Raw genomic sequence first — 18,683 nt, forward strand, 5'->3', positions numbered from 1 at the left:
GTCGCTTCTTTTGCTTTGCGACGCGTACTTTACGTTCTTATCAATTTTTGTGTCGCTTCTTTTGCTTTGCAACGCGTACTTTACGTTCTTATCAATTTTTGTGTCGTTTCTTTTGCTTTGCGACGCGCACTTTACGTTCTTATCAATTTTTGTGTCGCTTCTTTTGCTTTGCGACGCGTACTTTACGTTCTTATCAATTTTTGTGTCGCTTCTTTTACTTTGCGTCACGTACTTTACGTTCTTATCAATTTTTGTGTCGCTTCTTTTGCTTTGCGACGCGTGCTTTACGTTCTTATCAATTTTTGTGTCGCTTCTTTTGCTTTGCGACGCACTTTCTATTAACTGCAATCGTACTCTTATGAAAAGATCAATCCTACAAATAAAATGCATCTCTACCTAACCCCATACGTTGGTGATTATTTAGAAGAATTCTTCTAATGGACCTTTTTGAAACTACTTGGCAAAACTGAAAAATACTATTAGTTGTTACTTTAGCATTTGGAAATAAAGTTTTATACTCAATTATATTCCGCAATACACCAGCATCAACCTTTTCTACATTGTCACACGTGCGGCAGACTAAAGTGTTCTTAGAGTTTACTGTCAAAAACTGCTTACACCACTCACAAACTACCCCTTTCCTTAGCTCCTCAAAACTATACGAAGGAACTCTGGAAAAAACAGAATCTTCTATATGGTGGGATAATAGATAATTTGCCACTTTAACAGAATTTCGTTGGTTGTTAGAACTAGTTACTTTCAATGTACGGAAAAACCTTTCTAATTGTGGATAGAAAATAATTGGGAGATCGGGTGTTGCATGGTAGAGATAAAATTGAGGATTAATAAATATGATGTGAGGCTCAATAGTTAAGTTTAACGAAAGAGGTTGAAGAAACTGCCGAAGAAGTGATTCAGCTCGTCTTAACTGATGGAGCGGATTTTTAATTTCACTCCCTATTCTATTAAACCATTGATCACCTTCTATGAAGAAATCACCTTGGAAATTTTTAATCTCAAAAATATGGAGATTACGCCTCTCAATCAAAGATGAATCAATTTGAAACTGCGTATTATTTTGTTCCAGTAGCAAATCATTTAATATAATTGGTTTACTACTGTTCAATCTATTCAACCAATTATCAAACTGACACTCACCTAAATAACCTTGTTCCAGATTATGATAGTATTTCTCATCCTTCTCTTCTAGATCCATCCTGTTTCTTAAATACCTGAATGTTTTTAGCTCTTTTGACTCTGTTCTATTTTTCAAAAACATAGCCCACTCCCTCTCTTCTATATAAATACTTATCAATTTTAAAATAATCTTTCTTCCAAGATAATGCAACAAAAAAAGACTACCAAACTTAATTGGTAGCCCCCTCCCCAAACTCTTTCTACTCAAAACGAATAAGGGTATATTTCTTTTTCCCTCTACGAATAATCGTAAATGTATCATCTATTCTGTCCTCATTACTTAGAACATGGGCTAATTCTTGATTACGATCACCGTTTACATAGATTGCACCGTTCTGAATATCCTCACGAGCTTGTCGTTTTGAAGAAGATATTTTGGCTTCTACTAGTAGATCAATTAAATTAATATCTTGTTTTTCAAAAGTCACCGTTGGAACATCCTTAAAGCCTTGTTCAATTTCTGCTCCATTTAAATCTTTTAATTCACCACTAAATAATGCTTCGGTTATCTTTTGAGCCTGCACTAAAGCTGCTTCATTGTGAACCATCTTCGTCATTTCTTCAGCAAGACGTGTGTGTGGAACTCTTTTTTCAGGTGCCATTTCTAATTCCTTTTCTAAGCTTGAAATCTCATCTAATTCAAGGAACGTAAAGAATTTCAAGAACCGAATAACATCACGGTCATCTGTGTTAATCCAAAACTGGTAAAATTCATATGGAGACGTTTTAGCAGGATCTAGCCAAATTGCACCACCAGCCGTTTTACCAAACTTCGTACCATCCGCTTTGGTAATTAACGGAACTGTTAAGCCAAATGCTTTTGCTTCTGTCTCTTCCCCACTTTTTGTACGACGAATTAATTCCATTCCTGCAGTTATATTCCCCCATTGATCGCTACCACCTATTTGTAATGTACAGTTTTCTTTCTCATATAGATTAAGAAAGTCTACGGATTGGAGGATCATATAAGTAAATTCCGTAAAGGAAATACCATTTTCTAATCTTGATTCCACAGAATCTTTTGCAAGCATATAGTTGATTCCAAAATGTTTACCTGTGTCTCTTAAAAAATCAATAATAGTCATTTTTGACAGCCATTCATAATTATCACGAGCAACTGCAGCATTTTCGCCTTCATCAAAATTAAGAATACTTGCTAATTGGTTTTTGATTTTTTCACTAAAGTGTTTAACAGTATTTAAATCATTTAGTTGTCTTTCCGTAGAACGACCACTTGGATCCCCAATCATTCCAGTCCCTCCACCGATTAACGCAATTGGCCGGTGACCAGCAAGTTGGAATCTTTTGAGCATTAAACCGGGAACTAAATGTCCAATGTGAAGACTATCAGCAGTAGGATCAAATCCAGCATAAAGCGTAATTATATTTCCTTCCATATTCTTTCTTAGGCTTTCTTCATCGGTGATTTGATGCACTAACCCTCTTTGTTTTAAATCTTCTAAAATATTCACATATTCCACTCCTTTAATTTTTATAGCGACTAAGAATTTTCTGTTTAGCTCATGTTTAGAAAACGACAAAAAACCTCCTCCCAAAAAAGGGACGAGGTTTAAATCGCGGTACCACCCTTGTTGCAAATAAATATCAATTTGCCACTTAAGTAAATAACGATGAGGTTCACCGTCTTCTAAAACTAGAAGAAGCTCCAGAGCGTAATTCGCAATGTAATTATGTACTGACTTGCACCAACCGTCAGTTCTCTGATTCAGTGAATTACATTACTACTTCATTCTTTCTTTGCCGATAAAATATATTATTGTCTTACATTAATAACACACATTCTAAAAAAACACAATAGCAACTATCTGCTTATGCCCACAATTTGACGTTTGTGCTATAATATATATTGATATTTTAGGAGGTCTTATCATGGATTTTAAAACATTTATTCATAAATATTTCTCTAAGTTAAAAAATTGGTGGCGAAAGGGAATCTTTCAGAAAAGCTCAAGAATTACATATGATGTTCTGTGGAATGTAATTCTATTTTTCATCATAATTGGAGTTGTTGGGTTATTCTTTGCAGGCGGTGTTGGTGCTGGGTATTTTGCTTCTCTTGTTAAGGATGAAGAAGTTAGATCACGTGAAAGTATGGAAAAAGATATTTATAACTATGAAGAAACTTCTGAATTTTATTTTGCAAATAACGTATTTTTGGGAGAAGTTAGCTCCGATTTATATAGAGAAGAAGTTAGTTTGAAAGATGTTTCACCTTATGTAAAAGACGCGATAATTGCAACTGAAGATGAGTATTTTGAAACACATAATGGTGTTGTCCCTAAAGCGATTTTAAGAGCTATATTTCAAGAAGCAACAAATGCTGCTGTAAAAACTGGTGGCAGTACGTTAACGCAACAATTAATTAAAAACCAAATCCTAACGAATGAAGTTTCATTTGAAAGAAAAGCAAAAGAAATTTTATTAGCACTCCGTTTAGAACAATTTTTTGAAAAAGATGAAATTTTAGAAGCTTATTTAAATATTGTTCCTTTTGGAAGAAATGCATCTGGTGAAAACATTGCAGGTATTCAAACTGCGGCACAGGGTATCTTTGGCGTTGATGCTAAAGACATTAATCTTCCACAAGCAGCCTTTATAGCTGGTTTACCCCAAAGTCCATCTTATTACACACCCTTTTTAAATGGTGGAAATAAAAAAGACGAAGAAGGGCTAGAACCAGGACTTAATCGGATGAAGTCTGTTTTACAACGAATGTTAGATAGAGAGTATATTAGTCAAGCTGATTATGAGGAAGCAATGAATTATGATATTGTTGGAGACTTTACAGAACCCCAAGAATCATTACTCGATCAATATCCTTTTTTAACCAATGAAGTGAAAGAAAGGGCAATTGATATTTTAACTGATGTCTTAGCTAAAGAAGATGGATACGCAGAAGAAGATATCCAAAATAGCGAGACATTAAAAGAGGAATACGCAATCCTTGCAGAAAGAGCACTTGGGTCAAGTGGATACAAAATTCATACTACGATCGATAAAAATATCTATGATAAATTCCAAGAAATTACTGCCAACTATAACAATTATGGCCCTGATAAAACGGCAATAAACCGTAATACAAATAAGGTAATTCAAAAAGAAAATCCTGAGACTGGTGAAATGGAAACTGTCATTGAACCTGTTCAAGTTGGAAGCATATTAATTGATAACACCACTGGTAAAATAATTAGTTTTGTTGGTGGTAGAGATTTTGATATAGAACAAGCGAATCATGCTACATTTACCAAGAGACAAAACGGTAGTACAATGAAACCTCTACTTGTTTATGCACCAGCTATGGAGGCTGGTATTGTTCAACCGGGTTCGATTATCGCTGATGTTCCAACCTATTATTCTTCTGGTCAAATAGTCAATAACTATACAGAAGGAAATTATGGATTAGTGTCCGCTAGGGAGGCTTTATATAAGTCACATAACGTACCTGCTGTTAAAACATACAAGCAAATTTTAAGTAATAATCCAGCAAATTATTTAGAAAAAATGGGTTTTACTAGTCTAGCTGAAGCAGATTATTACATTGAATCGATAGCCATTGGTGGTTTAACAAATGGGGTTACCGTTGAGGAAAATACTAATGCTTATGGTACATTTGGAAATAATGGACAGTTTGTCGATGCCTATATGATTGATAAAATTGAAACTGTCGATGGAGAAGTTGTTTACCAACATGAAAGTGAACCTGTTGATGTCTTTACACCACAAACAAATTATTTAATGCTCGATATGATGCGGGATGTATTAACTAGAGGTACAGCAACAGCAGCAAGAGCTAATTTAAATAATACAAATGTTGATTGGGCTGGGAAAACAGGTACGACGAATGGATTTCGTGATACATGGTTTGTTGCGACAAATCCAAATGTAACTCTAGGTAGTTGGATGGGGTATGATCATAACATGCAATTAGAGGGGCGAGATTACAGTGCTCGCAATGTAGTATTTTGGGCGCAATTAGTTAATGCTGCGACAGAATCTAATCCTGAGTTAATGGCACCGAGTGAGCGATTTGAACGTCCCGGTGGAATCGTTTCTCGTTCTTACTGTGCTACTTCAGGTATGTTACCCTCTAATATATGTAGCGAGTTGGGTCTAGTTCAATCAGATATATACAATGCGAACTATGTTCCTAGTAAAAGGGATAACAGTCTAATTAAAGACCGCTATGTCATGATTAATGGCAAAGCAGTAATAGCAGGGAATAATACTCCAGATGAATTCACGGATGGTAATGGGGTAGCATTTAATCCGGAATGGATCAAAGAAAATAATTATGACAAACTTAGTGATATACGCCAATTAATTCCAAATAAATCTGGAGTTTGGGCAAACATTGAGATACCTGATACAGATGAAATTGCAAATGATGGGAAAAATCCAGCAACCCCTTCTTCAGTTTCTAAGTCTGGTAGTTCACTAACATGGAACCAATCATCAAGTAACGATGTTGTAGGTTATCGAATTTTTCGTGCAGATGAACCTGGCGCTTCCTTTAGATTAGTAGGAAACACAACAGAATCAAGTTTTAAAATTCCATCTAGTAAAGCTGTGTATCACGTGAAAGCTGTCGACTATTTTGGTCAGGAGTCAAGCGATTCTAAAACAGTTGTAGTTGGAGACTTTTCAGAACCGGAACCGCCAGAGGAACCAGAAAAACCTAAGGAAAAACCAAAAGAAGAACCTAAAAAAAAGCCTGAAGATAATTCTTCTGGTGATAACTCAAACGATTCAGGTAATAATCAAGAGAGCAATAGTGAAGGCAACAACAATAATGGTAGTGAAAATAGCGAAAATGAATAGAAATAAAATAATATAACTTGTAGTCACCTCTTTTAGTTAAGAGGTGACTTTTTTCTTCTAAGGGGTAACAGTGTCCCAATTTTACTGTATAATGTAACTAATGAATTACATAGGTGGTGATGTGTTAGATGAATCATAGAAAAACCCATCATTCAAATACAATTACTTCTACGGTAGGTAAGATAACAATAGAAGGACCATTATCATCTTCAAGTCTAAGTCAATTCCATTTTCATAAAGAATTGAATGCCTTCAGACCCGCACCGAAACAATTTAAAGCGTTAATGGAAATTGCTGAGCTTGAAGAAGGAAGAATTTTAATATGCCATGACGGTGAAACAATCGTAGGTTATGTTACTTTTCTTTTTCCAGACCCACTAGAACGTTGGTCCAAATTCAACATGAAAGACTTGCTAGAATTAGGTGCTATAGAAATTGCCCCCGCTTATCGTGGACTTAAGTTAGGTTCTAAATTAATACAAGTTGCAATGATGGACAACATGATGGAAAATTACATCATAATTTCTACTGAATATTATTGGCATTGGGATCTAAAAGAAACAAAATTGAGTATATGGAACTACCGAAAAGTAATGGAAAAAATGATGAGTACCGGAGGATTAACGCCTGCTCCTACTGATGATCCTGAGATTATCTCTCATCCTGCTAATTGTTTAATGGTTAGAATTGGAAATAATGTTCCTAAAAATTCAATAGAATTATTTGATCGTTTAAGGTTTTTAGACCGAGAAAAATTTCAATTTAAAAAGTAATATCAACATCCTTTTTAGAAAGGGGTTTTAGGATGTTAGTTGAGGAAATTATGAAAACTAATGTAATTACGCTATCTCCAGAAGCAAAAATAGACGCAGCATTACGATTGTTAAACGAGAATCATATACGCCATATACCTATCGTTGATTCAACAAATAAAGTTATCGGCATCGTATCTGATCGTGACGTACGTGATGCTAGTCCTTCCATTTTCAATGAGGTTGTAGATTCAGAGGAATTAAAAAATCCAATAAAAACAATAATGAGTCAACCTGTCATTACCATTCATCCATTAGATTTTGTCGAGGAAATTGCATCTATCTTTTACGAAGAAGAGTTTGCTTGTTTACCAGTAGTACGAGACCATCAATTAGTTGGAATTGTTACGGAAAAGGATATGCTTCACACATTGATACAATTAACAGGAACAAATGTACAAAGTTCTCAAATTGAAATTAAAGTACCCGATAGAATTGGAATATTGGCTGAAGTAACTTCAATATTCGGAAAGAGAAAAGTTAAAATAACATCCGTGCTCATTTATCCTTATAAAAACGATCCGAGCTACAAAATTCTTGTTTTTCGTATCCAGACAATGAATCCGCTTTCAGTTATTCAAGACTTACGAGAAGAAAACTATGACATATTATGGCCTAATACACCGGAGTATAAAAATGACTTGTAATGCAGTATTCATCTACTCGGAACAGTTTAAAAAATATCGTTTTCATGCGGATCACCCATTTAATCAAGAACGCGTAAATATGACTAAAGATTTACTAGAAGCTGAAAATGCATTAAGTGAAAAACATATTATTCGGCCACGGATAGCTTCTGATGAAGAAATCATGTTAGTTCATGACAAGAAATACGTCGAAGTAGTAAAAAATGCCAGTGTAGGCTTAATTACAGAACAAGAAGCCTTACCCTATGGATTAGGTACGGAAGATACACCTATATTCCCAGACATGCATGATGCGTCAGCTTTACTAGTAGGAGGTACATTAACTGCAGTAGATGAAGTCCTAAATAACAAAACAATACATGCTTTAAATTTAGGTGGTGGGCTCCATCATGGATTCAAAAATCAAGCTTCAGGCTTTTGCATATATAACGATGGAGCAATTGCCATAAAATATATAAGAGATAACTATAATTTGCGCGTTCTTTATGTTGATACTGATGCACATCATGGAGATGGAGTCCAGGATGCTTTTTATGACGACCCAAATGTGTGCACCTTGTCCATTCACGAGACTGGTAGATATTTATATCCTGGAACAGGAAATACGAATGAGCGTGGACTTAAAACAGGTTATGGATACTCCTTTAATTTCCCTATCGATGCATTCACAGAAGATGATTCTTTTTTAGCTGTTTATGATGCAGCGTTAAGAGAGGTTGCTGAATATTTCAAACCTGATGTCATCATCACACAAAATGGTGTAGATGCGCATTATTTAGACCCGCTGACGCACTTGAGTTCTACAATGAAAACTTATGAGCAAATTCCTTTATTGGCACATAAAATAGCTCACGACTATTGTGGAGGAAAATGGATTGCTTTAGGTGGTGGAGGTTATGATATATGGCGAGTTGTTCCTAGAGCATGGTCTCAAGTTTGGAATGTTATGAATAATAACGCCATTTTCAGTGGAGACGTTGCACATCAATGGATTAAAAAATACAAAACAACATCACCTGTTAGTCTTCCTAAGACTTGGAATGACCCCAGTGGTCTTTATAAACCAATTCCTAGAAAAAAAGAAATCAATGAAAAGAATGAAGAAATGTTAGAAAGATCATTAAAGTTCACTAGAAATAAAATCTATTTTAATAACTAAAAAGTTCTAAACAACATATCATTTTAATTTTTTAAAAATAAGTATTCGTTAAAATAGTTTTAATAGAAAAGAAACTCCCAAATCTTTTGAGAGTTTCTTTTTCATTCTAATTCTAATATAACCATCTCAACTCTTCTATTTTTGCTCCAATTCTCAGCAGAATTATTTTCAACAAGCGGTTGTGTATCACCATAACCAACTGCAATAAAACGGTTATCTTCAATATCCGTAGAGTCGATTATATAGCGAATGACACTACTTGCTCTTGAACCGGATAATTCCCAATTCGAGGGAAAGCGATAATTTGAAATTGGTCGGTTATCTGTATGTCCTTCTACTCTTACTTGATTTGGAATATTGCTTAAAAGCATACCCACTTTTTCTAAAAAGGGCTTACCTATTTCTACAATATCTGCTTCACCTGATTCAAATAATACTTTTTCTTGTAGTATGAGCACGACACCTTGATCAGTTCGATTAGCTGAAATTACATTATTTAATTGATTATCTTTTAGAAACTGTTCTACTTCTCTTAGTAATTCATCTAGTGAATCCTGCTGATCATCTTGCTCAACACTATTTGTTTCTTTATTCGTTTCTTCACTAGAATCCGTTTCTGAACCATTGTTCTTCAAATCGTCTGATCCTTCTTTTTCTTCTTGTATTTCTATATTTTCAGTTGGATTATCCATTGGACGAGGCGAAGGATTCCCTTCAAATATCATCCGATTACGAAATGACTCAGCTATGGCCTGAAACTTTACAATATCAATTTGTGACATTGAAAAAAGTAAAACAAAGAAAACTAAAATTAACGTAACTAAATCCGCATAAGTAACCATCCACTTCGGGGCGCCTTTATCAATTCGCTTTTTTCTTCTAAGCTTCATTGATGGACTCCTCCATTACCTCATCTGGGTCCTCTTCAACTTCCTTTTTCTTCATATTATCAGATAAAAATGCACTTAATTTTTCTTTTAGAATACGAGGATTTTGTCCTGATTGGACACCAATGACACCTTCAATAACAATCTGTTTCATAAAAACTTCTTCATCAGTTTTCATTTCTAACTTACCAGCCATTGGGATAAAAACTAGGTTTGCAAGTAATGATCCATAAAATGTTGTCAGTAGAGCTACAGCCATGTTGGGGCCTAATGTTGCTGGGTCAGTTAAATTATTTAGCATAAGTACCAAACCAATTAAAGTACCAATCATTCCCCAAGCAGGTGCATATTCACCAGCTTTTTCAATAATTGTTCTTCCCTTTAAATGACGATCTTCCATTGCGGTAATCTCAGCACTCATAATATCGTTTATAACCTCTGGCTCTATACCATCAATAGCTAATAAGACACCTTTTTTAATAAAGGGATCTTCAACACTGTCTAATTCATTTTCAAGTGCTAATAATCCTTCTCTTCTTGCTCGTTCAGATAACCGGACAAATAATTCAATTAAATCAGATAAGCTATTTTCATTTTTATTGAAAGCTTCTTTCATTACGAGATGGGTTAATTTCATTTGTTCTAAATTAAAGTTAATTAGCAAAGCCGCAAATAACCCACCTATTACAATTAGAATAGAAGATAGTTGTATAAATGAAATAATTCCTCCGGCTCCACCACTTGAAAGAATACCAAACATAACCATGATAAAACCTAAAGTAATGCCTATTGGTGTTAAGATGTCCCTTTTTTTCATACTCTCTCTCCCTAACAATGCACAAACTTGGTTGAGATGAAATTCACGCCAAGGATTTGTTTTTTAAAAGATATATTCTATATATCGACATTATTTAGGTTTTGTTGAGTTTCTTTCGATAATTCTATGAGGTAAAATTACATTTTGTTCCGTAACCTCTTCTTTATTCATATATTTGGTTAGTAACCTCATTGCAACAGCACCTATATCATACATAGGTTGAACAATGGTAGATAAAGTTGGTCGAACCATTGAAGCAAGTCTTGTATTATCAAATCCAAATACTTCAATATCTTCTGGTACATTTAGGCCTTTATCCTGAATGCCGTGAATAATACCTAGAGCCATTTCATCGGAAGCGACAAATATAGCAGTTGGTTTCTTTTCCATTGCAAGTAACTGCTCAGCCGCTTCTATACCTGAATCGTATGTATAGTCACCTTTAATAACCAATTCTTCATTTAATTGTTGTTTTGATTCATCCAAAGCACGTAAAAAACCTTTATATTTTTGATTATTAACTTCTGTTTCCTCTGTTCCAGATACAAATGCTGGATGAGCAGTTCCGTTCTCAATTAATAATTGAGTTGCTTCAAAGGAAGCTTGTTCATAATCAATGTTAACAGATGGCACAGATTCTGTTGGATCTATTGTTGCAGCAAGCGCTACTGGAACAGGAGACGTTTTAAACTGTTGAACATGTTCCTCACTTATTTTTCCACCCATAAATACAATACCATCTACTTGCTTTTCTAACATTGTATTAATTAATTTTAATTCTTTATCTATATTCTGGTCTGAGTTACTCAAGATAATATTATACTTATACATTGTTGCTATATCATCAATACCTCTTGCTAATTCCGAGAAAAATATGCTTGATATGTCAGGTATAATAACACCTACTGTTGTTGTCTTTTTGCTTGCTAAACCTCTAGCGACTGCGTTTGGACGATATCCTAATCGTTCAATTGTATGTAATACTTTCTTTCTTGTAGCGGGTTTAACATTTGGATTTCCATTAACTACTCTTGAAACTGTAGCCATAGAAACATTTGCCTCACGAGCTACATCATATATTGTTATATTCATAACAAAATTACCTCCAATATTCCTTTTTATATAGCGTTCTGCTTTTCACTTATCATACGATAATATAACAAGTTCCGCAATGGTTCGACATTTTACAAATTTTTATGCAGAATTACTCTATTTTTGATATGTATTATTATACCAAATCACAGTTGAAAAAGTACTAGATTGCATTTGTTTTTTTATCTAGCTTTTAATTATTTCATTTTAAGTACAACATCGCAACAAAAATGCGGGCGTCTGGCTCATCCACGAAACGAAAAGGCTAGCCTTTTCGTTTCGTTTTACTTCACAAAGAGGATTGACTTAAGGCCTCAGGCAGAATAGGCGCTATAGCTGTTCGTAGCACATGCTAATAATCAGTTTAGCCACAAGATACTAAATCTATAATTTCCTGGTGTACTATAAGAAATGCAGTGCATTTTTAAAGATTTGTTCCCTAACAATAAAAAATGCCCCTGCCTATAGTAGACAAGGGCTGACATATTAAAATCCGTTTTATTTATTCTTTGTTAATTCTTTAAAAAATGCATCAAACATATCAAAATCCATTTGTTGTGCTGAATCGGAAAGCGCTACTGCCGGATCAGGGTGCACTTCAGCCATAACACCATCTGCCCCTATTGCTAATGCAGCTTTTGCAGCAGGTAACAATAAATCTCTTCTTCCAGTAGAATGCGTTACATCCACCATAACTGGTAAATGTGTTTCTTGCTTAAGAATTGGAACAGCTGTAATATCAAGTGTATTACGTGTCGCTTTTTCATATGTGCGAATGCCGCGCTCACATAATATGATATCACCATTACCTCTAGAATTAATGTACTCTGCAGCATTGATGAAGTCAGAAATTGTTGCTGACATTCCTCGTTTTAATAGAACTGGTTTATTCGTCTCACCAGCAGCTTTTAGTAGCTCAAAGTTTTGCATGTTACGTGCACCAATTTGAATAACATCAATGTATTCAATTGCCTTTTCTATATGAGCAGGATTAACAATTTCACTAACAACAGCTAAATCATATTCGTCAGCAACCTGTTTTAATATCTTTAGACCTTCGAAACCAAGACCTTGGAAGTCGTATGGAGAAGTTCTAGGTTTGAAAGCACCACCACGTAGCAATTTCAATCCTTTTTTCTTAATTTCAGCAGCAACTTGAGCAACTTGTTCATAACTTTCTACTGCACAAGGGCCAAAAATAAAGTGTTGATTACCGTCTCCAAACTTATCTCCATTGATTTCAATGATAGTATCTTCTGGTTTTTTCTTACGTGATACTAACAAGGCTTTGCTATGATCTTCTTCCTGTAATTCTAATCCAGCCTTAAAAATTTCTTTAAATAAGTGAACAATGGTAGAATTTTCAAAGGGTCCATTATTATTTTTTGAAATTAGATTTAACATATCCCTTTCACGAACGGGGTCAAAACTACGATTAGCACCTTGTTTCTCTTTCACTTGACCAGTTTGTTGAACTAGCTCCGCTCGCTTGTTAATTAAATCTAATATTTCCAGATTTACTTGATCTAGTTTTGCGCGCAACTGATCTAATTGTTCATTACTCAATGTGAATCCCCCTATTTTTATTTAAAGTTATTCAAAAATATGATAATTTTTTAATAATTAGGGATAATTATAGCTAATATTTTTCATCTTGTCACCACTAAGTTTATAATATTTAGTATATTCTATATTTTATTTTTATATGAAGGGAACTAGTTATATGAGTGAACGCATTTTTGCGCTCGATATCGGCACCAGATCTGTAGTTGGTTTAATTATTGAAAAAAGTGAAAATAAATTTAAATTAATTGATTATTATGTACAAGAACATGAAGAAAGGTCTATGTTAGATGGACAAATTCACGATGTTGTTTCGGTTGCTAATGTAATCAGACAAGTAAAAACAGTATTAGAAGAAAGACACGGAGGACAATTAACTAAAGTATGTGTAGCTGCTGCAGGTAGAGCACTAAAAACAAAACGCACCACAATTTCAAAAGAAATCGCTAACCATCCATTAATGGAAAAAGAAGACATATTATTCCTCGAACTAAGTGCCGTTCAAAAAGCACAATATGATCTAGCAATTGAAGAAGTAAACGCTTCTAGCACGCATTATTATTGTGTTGGATATTCTGTTTTAGAGTATCAATTAGATGGCGATCTTATTGGATCGTTAATTGATCAACAAGGACAAACAGCAAAAGTAGAAATAATTGCAACATTTTTACCTAAAGTTGTTGTGGAATCGCTTATCTCTGCATTACATCGCGCGGACCTTGAGATGGAAGCTTTAACACTAGAACCTATCGCAGCTATTAATGTTTTAATTCCACCTTCCATGAGAAGGCTAAATGTAGCGCTTGTGGACATCGGAGCAGGAACGAGTGATATAGCATTAACAGAAGCAGGAGCAATCACAGCGTATGGCATGGTCCCTATGGCGGGTGATGAAATAACAGAAGCGATAAGTGACCAATATCTTTTAGACTTTGTGGAAGCTGAAAATGTAAAAAAAGAAATGACTATAAATAAACAATCCACTATAACGGATATTTTAGGCTTTGAACAAACGATTGAATATGATGAATTAGTCAATGAAATCTCAAGCGCAATTGACTCTTTAGTTGATGGGATTTCAAAAGAGATTTATCAATTAAATAATAAGTCACCAAAAGCAATTATGTTAGTAGGTGGAGGAAGTCAAACACCAGAACTAGCTAACCGCTTAGCTTTAAAAATGAATTTACCAAATAATCGTGTTGCAATTAGGGGCGTAGATGCAATCCCTTCTCTCCAGAAGGATGATAGTTTACCCGTTGGACCGGAATTTATAACGCCAATTGGAATCGCAATCGCAGCAAAACAGAACCCTGTTCACTATATTAGTGTTACCGTAAATAATCGCGCGGTCAGACTGTTTGATATGAAACAACTCACTGTCGGCGATTGCTTGTTAGCTGCAGGTATTAATATTGATAAGCTTTACGGACGTCCTGGCATGGCTTACATGATAAATTGGAATGGAAAAGACATTACGCTACCTGGCACATTTGGACAAGCACCTAAGCTGTGGCTTAATGAAGAACCTATTACCGTTGAAGAGCATATTAAACACGGGGATATTTTGAACGTTGAAAAGGGTGCTGATGGAAGTGAACCAACAATAAGTATTAAAGAGCTTATCGGAGATATCCCATCGTATAAAGTTATATTTAATGGTAAAATTTTCAAAATTGAATCAAAAATACTAATAAATAATCGAGTCGTACCCGAAGACTACATTGTACAAGATCATGACAAAATAGAAGTAATTAGTAAGAATACAGTGGAAGAATTCTTCAAAAACATAAATAGACCTGAACTAATTGATACTATTGGACAGTTTTATTTGTGGGTTAATGGAGAAAAACAATCGTTTTCCTCTTATAGCAGCATAGTCTATATTAATGATAAAGAAGCTAATTTAAACCACCTATTAAGAGAAGGCGATCGAATCACTCATAAGGGTAGTAATAATCCAACAGTTAAAAATCTATTGAACGATATAGGTAGAGAGGCACAGTATTCCATAACAATCTTATACAATAAAAAACCGTTAAGATTAGAAAAAAGTGTACTAGATGTTTATAGAGATGGGGTGTTAATGGATTTAGAGGATAAACTCTTTTCGGGAGATAAAATTCAATTAAAAGAAAGAGAGAAAAGTCCATTCATATTCCAAGATATTTTCAGGTTTATCTCTATCGACTTATCTCAAGTAAAAGGTGGAATTGAAATTCAAAAGAATGGTGAACCTACAACTTTTTTTGAAGAGCTATCACCAAATGATTCAATTATTATTCATTGGCAAGAATAACTAGCTCAATATCGCAGGCTCCATACTCACCAACTACAAGCAGACAAGCCTCTGTGTGACGTTCTATGTCACACAGAGCTTGAACCTATAGGCGCAGAATCTGATTGTGACTGTTTTGCGTGATATCTACGTTCAGCAAATTTTATAATTTCTATACTATTAAAAGAAGAAGCAACTATTATTTACATAGTTGCTTCTTCTTTATATATTTTCTAACTGCATTTTCAATTGATTCCGAGTTATTCGACTGTGGGAATCATGCCAAATTACTTTCTTATTACTGAATAATAGTGCTTGTGGTGATTCATGTTTTATATGATATCTGTTAGAAATAATATTTGATAACTCACGTGCTTCTTGGACATAAAGAATATATAAAGGTAATTTAGTTTCAACACTGAAATTATCATATTCTTTTTTTGCTTCTGAGCTGATAGGACAAGTTAAACTATGTTTCATTAATATAAATACATCTTTTTCATCTAAAATTTCTTTAAATTGTTCTTCTGTTTCAATAACTTTAATATCCATTTTATGCCCCTTTCTAATACACTTAAGAAAAGCGCGGGTGCCTTGCTCCCCCTAGGGCAATTAAGACGAACATCTATTTCAGGATCTTTACCACAAAGATGTTTGACTTAAGAACTCAGGTGGGAGAGGCGCTAGCGCTAGACAACTCCAAATTTTTATACTTTATTAGCTCTTAAAAAAGGTTGTTGAACATTTGTTCAACAACCCACTACTAGTATTAGTATTTCTCATCTTTTTTATTCATTTGTTCTGCCGCTTCTTCAATTGCTTGTGCAACCTCTTCCGCTGCTTCTTCTGGATTTTCTGGATCTTGATTACTATTTATTTTTTCTTGAATTGATTTCGTTGTTTCTTTGAATTTATCCCCTAGTTCCTGCGATTTTTCAGATACATTTTGGGAAAACTGATTTGTGGTTTCTTTAGCAACATCTTTCCACTCAGTTCCTTTTTCATAAGCAACATCTTTCCATTCAGTTCCTTTTTCATAAGCTACGTCTTTCCATTCATTTGCACGGTCTTTTACGTAAGTTGCTCCATGGTTAATATCACCTCTAAGCTCTTTACCGGATTTAGGTGCAAACAATAAAGCAACAGAAGCACCTACAATACCTCCAATAAGTGACCCAATCAAAAAGTCTTTACTATTAATATTTTCATTTTGATTTTGATTCTCTTGATTACTCATTAATTATTCCTCCCGTATTTTGATAAATTTATTTTTCTTGTTCAAATTGTTCACTGTTTTCTTTTTTTCCACATCTCCATGATTACCGTTCCCCATTTCATAACTTGGGCAGTTGAATCTTGATTTTCTTTAGAAACAGTGGTAATACTTCTTGATACAGATCTTATCGAATTATTAAACTCATTAACGGTATCTCCAATTCCTTTGATACCTTCTACAAGAGTATTCATTTTTGTTGACTTTTCATTTATATCTTCAGCCAATTTATTAGTCTTGTTTAAAAGGGAAGTGGTTTCAACTGTAATACCTTCCATTTGTTTTTCAAGACCTTCTAGAGTATCAGCCACATGTGTCATCGTTCTTTGTGTAGCTTTTAACACTCTTGCTAAATAAATAACAAGTACAGCAAAAGCAATGGCGACAATGATTGCTGCGATATAAAGTAAATTTATCATTCTACTAGACCAACTCCTTAACTATGTATAAACTCTATTCCATTGACTTAACAATATTTACCCTTACTTGTAACCATTTAAACATATTCTTTTAACCCTCGTAATTAAAATCAACAATTTCTGCTTTTTTTATTCAAGAAAATTAACATTGTTTATAACTGAACTTAAAAACATTTGCTAAGATTTAAAGAAAATAAAATAAGAGAGGTTGCCCCTCCCTTATATATACTTCTATATTTAATTAAAAATTCCTTTAATTAACCATTATTAATTTAAATCAAGTGATTCTTACTTATTGACCTGGTTTTCATATGCTTGTTGAAACTTTTGAATATCTCCAGCTCCCATAAAAATAAGCACACTTTCGTTAAATTGCTCTAATACTTGTGTATGGTCAACCTCTAAGATACGGCAATTATCAATTAGTACTCGTAAATCTTCAATTGACAGCTTAGCATCACCTTCACGTGCTGAACCAAAGATATCACATAAATAAACTTGATCTGCCATCTGTAGACTACGAGCAAAATCCTGCAAAAATGTTTTGGTTCTAGAATAAGTATGTGGTTGAAAGATAGCTGTTATTGACTTGTTTGGATACTTTTTTCTCGCAGAATCAATGGTTGCTTCAATTTCTTTAGGATGATGTGCATAATCATCAATTAGAATCTGATTGCCTAATATCTTCTCTGTAAATCTACGTTTCACACCTTTAAATGAGTGAATTTTCTTAATATCTGTCGCAGACATACCTTCGTAATGACAAATTGAAATTACTGCTAAAGCATTGAGCACGTTGTGATTACCATATGTTGGTACGGTAAATGAATCATAGTAATTGTTCCTCACAAATACGTCAAAAGTCGTTCCTTGTTTATCTTCTGAAACATTTTTCGCCTGAAAATCGTTTGTATCGGCAAATCCATAATATAGCACCGGAACTTTTGCCTGAATCCGTTGTAAATACTCATCATCGCCGCATGCTACAATTCCCTTTTTAACTTTTTCAGCCATTTGTTGAAAAGATTGGAAAACATCTTCAATACTAGAAAAATAATCTGGATGATCAAAATCAATATTAGTCATGATGCAATAATCAGGTTCATATTGTAAAAAGTGTCTTCGGTATTCACATGCCTCAAAAGCAAAATACTCACTATTCACATGCCCCATACCGGTACCATCACCTATGAGATAAGAGATTGGATACGTTTGATTTAACACATGAGCCAGCAAACCTGTAGTAGACGTTTTTCCATGCGCACCTGTTACAGCAATACTTGTATATTGTTTTAACCACTCACCTAAGAATTCATGGTATCGATAAAATGGTAAACCAATTCTTTTTGCCTCTTTTATCTCTTCGTTATCATCATTGAAGGCATTTCCAGCAATAATTGTTAATCCATCTTTGATGTTGTTCTTTGAAAAAGGGTATATTGGAATGTTTTTTTCCTCTAATGCAGATTGCGTAAAAAAAACTTTTTCTACGTCAGAACCTTGAACCTTTTCGCCAGAGTCATTTAGAATTTGTGCTAACGCACTCATTCCAGTCCCTTTAATACCAATAAAATGGTAAGTTGTCATAAACAAGAACCTCCAAAAAATGAGTGATTTTTTCTCTTTATATTTGTATATATATCACTCTGGTAACTATTTAGTTATTATAGCAAATCATTGCAAATAGGTGAATAACCAAT

At 34.2% G+C, this 18,683-nt stretch carries 16 protein-coding genes and 1 other annotated feature; of the genes, 6 read left to right on the top strand and 10 right to left on the bottom strand.

Going from position 1 to position 18,683, the window contains the following annotated elements; genetic code table 11:
• A partial coding sequence (locus tag QQS35_RS02670) for a hypothetical protein (protein ID WP_285930230.1) occupies window positions 1-342 on the top strand: 342 nt, incomplete at its 5' end.
• Window positions 343-373: 31 nt separating this feature from the next.
• Here QQS35_RS02670 and QQS35_RS02675 read toward each other — a convergent pair.
• Together QQS35_RS02675 and tyrS are read right to left on the bottom strand one after the other, a co-directional pair.
• A complete protein-coding gene (locus tag QQS35_RS02675) occupies window positions 374-1,273 on the bottom strand; it encodes a nuclease-related domain-containing protein (RefSeq protein ID WP_285930231.1) in 900 nt (299 codons plus the stop codon).
• 124 nt (window positions 1,274-1,397) lie between these two features.
• Entirely contained in the window at window positions 1,398-2,669 is a 1,272-nt protein-coding gene (gene tyrS / locus QQS35_RS02680) for a tyrosine--tRNA ligase (RefSeq protein WP_285930232.1), read from the bottom strand.
• An 84-nt stretch (window positions 2,670-2,753) separates the two neighbouring features.
• Window positions 2,754-2,965, bottom strand: a binding site (T-box leader).
• A gap of 122 nt (window positions 2,966-3,087) precedes the next feature.
• On the opposite strand from tyrS, the gene QQS35_RS02685 reads away from it, so the two are divergent.
• The 4 genes from QQS35_RS02685 to QQS35_RS02700 all read left to right on the top strand — a co-directional run bounded on the left by QQS35_RS02685 (window position 3,088) and on the right by QQS35_RS02700 (window position 8,654).
• Window positions 3,088-6,036: a transglycosylase domain-containing protein gene (locus tag QQS35_RS02685; RefSeq protein WP_285930233.1), complete on the top strand. Its 2,949-nt coding sequence runs from the start codon at window positions 3,088-3,090 to the stop codon at window positions 6,034-6,036.
• A gap of 128 nt (window positions 6,037-6,164) precedes the next feature.
• Entirely contained in the window at window positions 6,165-6,809 is a 645-nt protein-coding gene (locus QQS35_RS02690) for a GNAT family N-acetyltransferase (RefSeq protein ID WP_285930234.1), read from the top strand.
• Window positions 6,810-6,841: 32 nt separating this feature from the next.
• Entirely contained in the window at window positions 6,842-7,495 is a 654-nt protein-coding gene (locus QQS35_RS02695; RefSeq protein WP_285930235.1) for an acetoin utilization AcuB family protein, read from the top strand.
• Window positions 7,485-8,654 (top strand): acetoin utilization protein AcuC, encoded by a 1,170-nt coding sequence (locus tag QQS35_RS02700; protein ID WP_285930236.1) that lies wholly within the window; start codon window positions 7,485-7,487, stop codon window positions 8,652-8,654. The genes QQS35_RS02695 and QQS35_RS02700 overlap by 11 nt, the downstream gene beginning before the upstream one ends.
• Before the next feature lie 101 nt (window positions 8,655-8,755).
• Here QQS35_RS02700 and motS read toward each other — a convergent pair whose 3' ends face one another.
• The 4 genes from motS to QQS35_RS02720 form a co-directional block, all read right to left on the bottom strand.
• Complete coding sequence (motS, locus tag QQS35_RS02705) at window positions 8,756-9,544, bottom strand: flagellar motor protein MotS (RefSeq protein WP_285930237.1); 789 nt, start codon at window positions 9,542-9,544, stop codon at window positions 8,756-8,758.
• Window positions 9,534-10,358, bottom strand: coding sequence for a flagellar motor protein MotP (gene motP / locus QQS35_RS02710; RefSeq protein ID WP_285930238.1), 825 nt, complete (start codon window positions 10,356-10,358; stop codon window positions 9,534-9,536). Before motP ends, motS begins: the two co-directional genes overlap by 11 nt.
• A gap of 90 nt (window positions 10,359-10,448) precedes the next feature.
• Complete coding sequence (gene ccpA, locus QQS35_RS02715) at window positions 10,449-11,450, bottom strand: catabolite control protein A (RefSeq protein ID WP_285930239.1); 1,002 nt, start codon at window positions 11,448-11,450, stop codon at window positions 10,449-10,451.
• A gap of 498 nt (window positions 11,451-11,948) precedes the next feature.
• On the bottom strand, window positions 11,949-13,016 hold the full coding sequence (locus QQS35_RS02720; RefSeq protein ID WP_285930240.1) for a bifunctional 3-deoxy-7-phosphoheptulonate synthase/chorismate mutase: 1,068 nt from the start codon (window positions 13,014-13,016) through the stop codon (window positions 11,949-11,951).
• A 157-nt stretch (window positions 13,017-13,173) separates the two neighbouring features.
• Here QQS35_RS02720 and pilM point away from each other — a divergent pair, with 157 nt between their 5' ends.
• Window positions 13,174-15,312 carry a cell division protein FtsA gene (gene pilM / locus QQS35_RS02725; protein WP_285930241.1) on the top strand — a complete coding sequence of 713 codons (2,139 nt, stop codon included), beginning with the start codon at window positions 13,174-13,176 and terminating at the stop codon, window positions 15,310-15,312.
• Window positions 15,313-15,513: 201 nt separating this feature from the next.
• Here the strand turns inward: pilM and ytxJ are convergent, their stop codons facing one another.
• The 4 genes from ytxJ to murC all read right to left on the bottom strand — a co-directional run bounded on the left by ytxJ (window position 15,514) and on the right by murC (window position 18,570).
• A complete protein-coding gene (ytxJ, locus tag QQS35_RS02730; RefSeq protein WP_285930242.1) occupies window positions 15,514-15,843 on the bottom strand; it encodes a bacillithiol system redox-active protein YtxJ in 330 nt (109 codons plus the stop codon).
• Between the two features lie 217 nt (window positions 15,844-16,060).
• Window positions 16,061-16,528, bottom strand: coding sequence for a YtxH domain-containing protein (locus QQS35_RS02735; protein WP_285930243.1), 468 nt, complete (start codon window positions 16,526-16,528; stop codon window positions 16,061-16,063).
• 50 nt (window positions 16,529-16,578) lie between these two features.
• A complete protein-coding gene (locus tag QQS35_RS02740) occupies window positions 16,579-16,983 on the bottom strand; it encodes a DUF948 domain-containing protein (RefSeq protein ID WP_285930244.1) in 405 nt (134 codons plus the stop codon).
• 288 nt (window positions 16,984-17,271) lie between these two features.
• A complete protein-coding gene (gene murC, locus QQS35_RS02745; RefSeq protein WP_285930245.1) occupies window positions 17,272-18,570 on the bottom strand; it encodes a UDP-N-acetylmuramate--L-alanine ligase in 1,299 nt (432 codons plus the stop codon).
• Window positions 18,571-18,683: the final 113 nt, after the last annotated feature.

Source organism: Aquibacillus rhizosphaerae (assembly GCF_030282825.1).
Classification (GTDB): Bacteria; Bacillota; Bacilli; order Bacillales; family Amphibacillaceae; genus Aquibacillus_C; species Aquibacillus_C rhizosphaerae.

Bases quoted from the DNA above. Each gene is read 5' to 3' on its own strand.
- QQS35_RS02685 (WP_285930233.1), top strand. From the start codon at position 3,088: ATGGATTTTAAAACATTTATTCATAAATATTTCTCTAAGTTAAAAAAT.
- QQS35_RS02690 (WP_285930234.1), top strand. From the start codon at position 6,165: ATGAATCATAGAAAAACCCATCATTCAAATACAATTACTTCTACGGTA.
- QQS35_RS02695 (WP_285930235.1), top strand. From the start codon at position 6,842: ATGTTAGTTGAGGAAATTATGAAAACTAATGTAATTACGCTATCTCCA.
- QQS35_RS02700 (WP_285930236.1), top strand. From the start codon at position 7,485: ATGACTTGTAATGCAGTATTCATCTACTCGGAACAGTTTAAAAAATAT.
- motS (WP_285930237.1), bottom strand. From the start codon at position 9,544: ATGAAGCTTAGAAGAAAAAAGCGAATTGATAAAGGCGCCCCGAAGTGG.
- motP (WP_285930238.1), bottom strand. From the start codon at position 10,358: ATGAAAAAAAGGGACATCTTAACACCAATAGGCATTACTTTAGGTTTT.
- ccpA (WP_285930239.1), bottom strand. From the start codon at position 11,450: ATGAATATAACAATATATGATGTAGCTCGTGAGGCAAATGTTTCTATG.
- pilM (WP_285930241.1), top strand. From the start codon at position 13,174: ATGAGTGAACGCATTTTTGCGCTCGATATCGGCACCAGATCTGTAGTT.
- ytxJ (WP_285930242.1), bottom strand. From the start codon at position 15,843: ATGGATATTAAAGTTATTGAAACAGAAGAACAATTTAAAGAAATTTTA.
- QQS35_RS02735 (WP_285930243.1), bottom strand. From the start codon at position 16,528: ATGAGTAATCAAGAGAATCAAAATCAAAATGAAAATATTAATAGTAAA.
- QQS35_RS02740 (WP_285930244.1), bottom strand. From the start codon at position 16,983: ATGATAAATTTACTTTATATCGCAGCAATCATTGTCGCCATTGCTTTT.
- murC (WP_285930245.1), bottom strand. From the start codon at position 18,570: ATGACAACTTACCATTTTATTGGTATTAAAGGGACTGGAATGAGTGCG.